This window comes from Roseiarcus sp. (assembly GCF_052145395.1).
In the GTDB taxonomy this organism is placed as follows: domain Bacteria; phylum Pseudomonadota; class Alphaproteobacteria; order Rhizobiales; family Beijerinckiaceae; genus Roseiarcus.
Genome location: NZ_JBKQOT010000868.1, coordinates 1 through 4,809, shown reverse-complemented (window position 1 = coordinate 4,809; position 4,809 = coordinate 1). Strand labels below are relative to the sequence as shown.

The 4,809-nt window shown below is 66.4% G+C and carries 5 protein-coding genes; 3 read left to right on the top strand and 2 right to left on the bottom strand.

Translation table 11 applies throughout. From position 1 onward, the window contains the following. Positions 1–453 precede the first annotated feature (453 nt). The 3 genes from ACLP25_RS30210 (at position 454) to ACLP25_RS30200 (ending at position 3,295) form a co-directional block, all read left to right on the top strand. The gene (locus tag ACLP25_RS30210; protein WP_442472784.1) at positions 454–804 is read left to right on the top strand and encodes a hypothetical protein; all 351 of its coding nucleotides are present in this window, start codon (positions 454–456) and stop codon (positions 802–804) included. Next, positions 801–2,393 (top strand): hypothetical protein, encoded by a 1,593-nt coding sequence (locus ACLP25_RS30205; protein ID WP_442472783.1) that lies wholly within the window; start codon positions 801–803, stop codon positions 2,391–2,393. Before ACLP25_RS30210 ends, ACLP25_RS30205 begins: the two co-directional genes overlap by 4 nt. 119 nt (positions 2,394–2,512) lie before the next feature. Then, on the top strand, positions 2,513–3,295 hold the full coding sequence (locus tag ACLP25_RS30200) for a YdcF family protein (RefSeq protein ID WP_442472782.1): 783 nt from the start codon (positions 2,513–2,515) through the stop codon (positions 3,293–3,295). Positions 3,296–3,310: 15 nt separating this feature from the next. Here the strand turns inward: ACLP25_RS30200 and ACLP25_RS30195 are convergent, their stop codons facing one another. Both ACLP25_RS30195 and ACLP25_RS30190 read right to left on the bottom strand, forming a co-directional pair. Continuing rightward, positions 3,311–4,333, bottom strand: a complete 1,023-nt coding sequence (locus tag ACLP25_RS30195; protein ID WP_442472781.1) for a glycosyltransferase family 4 protein — start codon at positions 4,331–4,333, stop codon at positions 3,311–3,313. A gap of 250 nt (positions 4,334–4,583) precedes the next feature. After that, positions 4,584–4,809, bottom strand: a 226-nt coding sequence (locus ACLP25_RS30190) for a hypothetical protein (RefSeq protein WP_442472780.1), incomplete at its 5' end; no start/stop codon positions are given.

Sequence of the window (4,809 nt, the reverse complement as noted above, 5' to 3'; positions counted from 1 at the left end):
GCTGCCGCCGCCGCCCTACGATCACTGGATTGCTTCGTCGCTTCGCTTCTCGCAATGACGATTCAGCGTGGTCGAAAACCGCTCTAAATGTGACAGCTACACCGAAGGCTTCAGCCATTTCGTCACCTCCATGACTGCTCCGGTTGCTTCCGGCTGGAGCGTTCGCCGGGTGGGGCTCGCACCCACTGGAAAGCGCCGCCTTCTCACGGCGCACACGTATTGCGGGCGTAGCGGGTCGCGGCCGCGGACGCCTCAAGTGGGCAAGTAAGCGGACCTTCAATGGCGATTGCCCTGAGCAATCGCCCGGGCATTCTTGACATCGAGTCGCCGGATCATCCAAAACGTGTCGTTGGCGAAGCCGTTGAAGACCTCGGGCGCAAGTGACCTGACGACCGGCGACCCGCTGCGACCTCGTGGCGAGCGTATGTCGGTCATCGATTCGGCGCAGGCGCGATGGTGCGCGACCCGCGCATGATGACGGAGGCGCGCGCCATCCAAGTCGACGTCGGCCGGCTGCTCGACTACGTGCGGCTTCGCGTCGAGCGCGCCGGGAAGCTCGCAGCGCATTTCCGTCAGGCGGAGGGCGACCTCGCGCCTCTCGGCGCAGCGGGCGCCCGCATCCAGTATCGCTATGCGCACATCGTGGTCACGGAACTCGACGAGGCCGAGCCCGGAGAGGCGCCCGACCTGCTGCGGCCGGCGCGGCGCGCCGCTCAGCAGAATCGGCAACCCCCCTCTGAGGCGAGCGGGACTTTTCCCTATGCGCGGGGCGGCGTTGCGAGTTCGCGGAAGGCCGCCCCATGAAGGCGCGCGACTCCGGCGCAGACGACCGCGCGCCCGCCGCCCGGGCTGATACGGGCGCCGCTAGCCTTCGACGCATAACCTCGAACATCGCCGCGCAGATGTTCTCCCTCGCGGCCTCCGCGATCGACCGCCTGGTTCTGGTCGGGATCCTGGTCCGAACGTGGGGACCGGACCTGTTCTCCGACTATGCCGTCATCCAGTCGATGTCCGCGATGCTCACCATCGTCGAGGCAGGACTCCAAATCTATTTCGTGAACGTCGAGAAGGCCGCCTTCGTCGCCGGCGACGTTCAAGGGTTCCGCCGCCTCGCCGCGATCCACCTCGCTCTGATTCTGGCGATCGTCGCGGCGACAGCGGCGGGTTTCGCGGTCTTCATCGTCTGCGGCGGATCGGCGCATCTGCTTCATCTGTCGAGCCTCGAAGCGAGCGCTGGCCGCGACGTTTTCGTCGTCTACGCGCTCGGCAGCCTGTTGACCGTGCTGCGCTCCACGACGACGACGATCTACACCGCCGCCGGCGACTTTGCCTTCGTCGTGGCCCTGACCGCGATTTTCCTTACCATCAACACGGTGGCGGCGATCATCGCGGTTTTGGCCGGCGCCGGGCCGTTGACGTTGGCGGCGATCTATCTCGTCGTCACGGGGATCGGCTCGGTCGCCTATTTCGCCTGGGACGCTCGCCGACGATATGCCGACTGGGTTGCCTCCCCAGCGACGCCGACGGGCGCCGAACTGAGGGCGCTCGGCGTCCACATTAAATGGTTTAGCCTGCAGACGATCGCGCCGACAATCTGGCTGCAGACGCCCATTCTCGTGTTTAACGCCTGGCGTGTCTCGGGCGAGGACATAGCGGCCTTTCTCGTGGTCCGCACCATGGTCAACCTGATCCGGCAGTCCTTCCAGTTCGCGGCGATCGGCGCCGGGCTCGAGATCGCGACGCTCTCTCATCGCGGCGATTTCGCAGGCGCTTGGCAGCAGTCCGCGGCGGTCGGGCGCTTGACGACGGCGCTCAGCGCGGTCTGCGTCGCCGGCATGCTGAGCTTCGGGGCCGCGATCACGCTGCACTGGACCGGGCGCGCGGACCTGTTTTCGCTCTCGATCGCCGCGTGGATGCTGGCGCCGCTGATGCTTGTCGCGCCGCTCCAGCAGCCGTTGGCCTTGCTCCAATATGCGAACCTGTCGACCGGCCCAGGGCTGCAAAAGCTGGCGCTGATCGGCCTGACGCCCCTGTGCTGCACGCTCGGCGCGCTGACCTACGGGACGCTCGGCGCCATTATCGGCCTCGCCGTCGCGGAGATCGCGGCGTCGTGGGCGCTGCTGCCTCTGTTCGCCAGGGCGTTCACCGGTTTCCAACAATATTGCCTCGACATGCTTGGCTCCGCGACGGCGACGCTCGCCCTGTGCGGAATTGTCGGCCTCGGCCTGACGACGGTTTTCCCGTCGGTCTCGCTTGCGGCGATGGTCGGTAAGATCGGCGTCTGGGCGCTGACGGCGGCCGGGCCGACGATCTTTGTCGCGTTGCCGGGGAAGCTGCGCGCCGCGCTGGCGGGCCGCGTCCTTCGGCTCGCAGGCGTCCGCTCCGGTCCGTGAAACGAAGCTCGGCAAGCGACTTTTCGTATCCTCGATAAGTCAGGATATACAGGCGCGGCCCGCGCGGACGGGCGACGCCCGCGGACCGACCCTTCGCGAGTTTGAAGCGGGACACCCGTATGCTCTATTGGATATCGAAGGCCGTCTGGCGTCTCGCAGAACCCGACAACCTGCTCCTGCTCATCGCGCTGCTCGGATTGGCGACCGTATTGGCGGGGCGACGGCGTGTTGGCTTCGGCGTGCTGACAGTCGCGCTCGTCGCGATGCTCTGCGTGGCGACGCTTCCAATCGGCACGACCATGCTCGGCAGTCTTGAGGCGCATTTTCCGGAGCCGCAGATCGAAGGTCCGATCGACGGCGTCATCGTGCTCGGCGGCGCTTTGAACCCAGAGGCCTATTTTACCCACCCCGGCTCAGGCCTCAACAGTGCTGCAACGCGGATCATCGAGGCGGCGCGTTTGGCGAGAGCTTATCCGACGGCCCGCATCGTCTATTCCGGTGGGCCGCGACCGAGCGAAGCGCCCAACGTCAATGAGGGCGAGGCCGCGCGCGATCTCCTCGTCGCACTCGGAGTCGATCCCGCGCGCGTCACCCTCGATCTCGAATCCCGCAACACCTATGAAAATGCAGTGGAGGCCGCACGATTGATCGAGCCGCGCCCAGGCGCGCGGTGGCTCCTCGTCACCTCGGCTTTTCACATGCCACGCGCCATCGCCTGCTTCCGCGCGGTCGGCTTTCCCGTCACCGCGTTTCCCGTCGACTTCAAATATCTTCAGCGGGAAAAGATCGGCTTCGACTTCGCCTCCGGCCTCGCCGATCTCGATCTCGCAGCGCACGAATGGGTCGGGCTCGTCGCTTATCGGATGCTCGGCCGGACCCTTGAATTGACGCCCGACCCATAGAATCTCCGATGAGGCTCAGGAGGCGAGGAAATCCGCCGTCGCGGCCTGGAGCCGCGCGTCGAAACGTGAAAAGCAATATTCGTCTCTCCAGCGGTGGACGCCTTGCGCGCCGAGGCGCGCGCAGAGATCTCGGTCCCGCAACAAGCCGACGAGCGTATCGACCAGGGCGTCCGGGCGATCGCGCGGGACGTTGAAACCCGTCACGCCGTCGAGATTGACTTCCTGTCCCGCATCCTCTGTCGAGGCCACGACCGGGACGCCGTGGCGCATCGCCTCGACATAGACGAGGCCAAATCCCTCCTTGCGGCTTGGCATCGCCATAACCGTCGCCTCGCGCCAGAGCGCTTCGATTTCGCCGCCGGGCACGAAGCCGCTGAATGCGATCGAGGCGATCGCGGACGAACCAGCGGCGAGCGCTCGCGCGCTCTCGAGCCCGCCGCCGCCCCCGGCGATGAGCAGGCGCGCGTCGGGTACCGCGTCGACCACCCGCGGCCAGACAGCGATCAAGAGATCATGTCCCTTGGGCAAGCCCGGATCGACCCGGCCTAAGACGAGAACCGTCGGACGGCCTTGTGAGGGGCCGACCAGGGCGGGCGTCTCGTTGCTCGCGGTGCCCAAGGGGCAGATGCGCACGCCCGCGGCGACTCGAAGCGCTCGCGACGCGCGCTCGCGGGTATATTCGCTGTTGACGAGAACGAGATCGGCGCGACGCAAAGCACGAAGTCGCGAGGACCTCGGCTCGTCCCAGACCTCGATGCCGTGCGCCCAGATCGCGTTCGGGCGGGGGCGACCCAGGGAAAAGCGCCCTGCGCGCGCACTGCCGGCAAAGTCGTAGACGACGTGGCTCGCATGGCGCGCCGCCAAAGCGGCGCGGGCGACGAAAGCAAAGCGACCGCCGCCGAAAGCTTCGACTGGAACCCCGTCGTAGACGAAACTTTCGCGATCGAGGCAGGCGATTGCGCGCGTCGCATGCCGACGCCCGAGCGATTTGGCAGTCAGCCGCGCGACCTCTGCGATGCCGCCCGCGCCTTCGCTCATGTGTTGCGCGCATATCAAAATCGAGTGTTCGCGGGCGCTCATGATGGGCGCATCGACCTTGCCGACAACCCTCGGCCCGGGGTCGCCGACCTGCTTCGCACGACGCCCCGCGACGCCAGATTAGCCCAGCCCGGCGAACTCCCGGCGCCCGGCCGAACGCTCGCCGCGTCGGATGCAAATAGGCCGTCCGTCACATGCCCAGTCCTTGAAAGCAAAGGTGACTTCCTATCACGATCCTATGAAGATAGAATCATTGACAATCAAAATTCGCGCGCATAGCGGATGAAGCCACAAGGATGCTTCGGGGCAGGTCATTGGGGGGCGGGCGCAGCGGCGGCGCGCCGCCGCTTTCCAGGGTTAGCTGCGGCGTCTCACCTTTAAGGCGCCTCCGGGCCGACTCGAGTTCACGACTGTCATGAAAAACCTGTCCGACCTGAAACTCGCGGTGATCGGCCTCGGATATGTCGGCCTGCCGC